Below are 942 nucleotides of genomic sequence, written 5' to 3' on the forward strand. Positions count from 1 at the left end.
CCCATGTCCGGGATCAAAGACTTTAACCGCCCAGCGTTTCATGAAGTGGCGCAGGCATTACGCGCCGAAGGCCATACCGTTCTTAACCCCGCTGAGTTGCCCGATGGGCTAACCGAGGCGCAGTACATGCAGATCGGCCTCGCCATGTTGCAATGTGCTGATGTGATTTATCTGTTGAAGGATTGGCTGCACTCAAGCGGAGCCAGAGCAGAAAAGGCACTGGCGGAAAAACTGGGGTTAGAGATGTACTTCCAGGTGGTTTATCCCTCTCGTTCCTGCATCCCTGGTTTCATGCGGCAGGCAAATCACGCTATCAGGGGGAATGATGATTAACGCTATCCGGTACTTTTTCTGGCGTCGTTCGTTCATGGCGTCCGTCGCTATAAGCCAGGGGCAATTGGCGGCTGAACTAGCAATTTCATATTGGCCGTACCGTCCAACCGAGGGTGATTTTTATTGGCGTAGCTATACCCCAAAAGGGGCGGCTAACTGGATGATTTCTAACTTTAGTGGACTAAGTTATGACTGAGTTAATCTACGCAATCAAGGATATGCCCCTATGAAGCGGCCATGGTTAACGCAAGAAGAGCAGACACTTACACGCCTCTACCGCGAGGGAAAGAAAGTGGAAGAGATCGCGGCTACGCTGAGGCGAACTCTATCATCTGTATGGGCGAAAATTAGTTCGATGGGGTTGGTATCTCGCGCCCCTCGTACTGATCCGTGGGATATTGAGATGGTTCATGCGTTACGTGCAGAGGGGCTATCTGCCCCGACTATCGCTGAAAAGCTGGAACTCAAATGCACCACGGTTCGGTACATCATTCAGCGCAAAAAACCGGAGGTATGTCATGGCTAAATCTGCCGCTGAACGTAAACGCGAACAGCGCCAACGTGAGCGAGAGGCAGCCCAGCGGGCGGCTGTCGGTGGCAATCGCCGAA

The 942-nt window shown here is 52.7% G+C and carries 2 protein-coding genes; both read left to right on the plus strand.

Annotation, left to right across the window (positions count from 1 at the left end; translation table 11 throughout):
* Positions 1–333: DUF4406 domain-containing protein (locus EHO01S_RS17880; RefSeq protein WP_024525066.1), on the plus strand; the 333-nt coding region annotated here is incomplete at its 5' end.
* A gap of 226 nt (positions 334–559) precedes the next feature.
* Positions 560–859: a hypothetical protein gene (locus tag EHO01S_RS17060; RefSeq protein ID WP_024525067.1), complete on the plus strand. Its 300-nt coding sequence runs from the start codon at positions 560–562 to the stop codon at positions 857–859.
* The last annotated feature ends 83 nt before the right edge of the window (positions 860–942 follow it).

Source organism: Edwardsiella hoshinae NBRC 105699 = ATCC 33379 (genome assembly GCF_000474215.1).
Classification (GTDB): Bacteria; Pseudomonadota; Gammaproteobacteria; order Enterobacterales; family Enterobacteriaceae; genus Edwardsiella; species Edwardsiella hoshinae.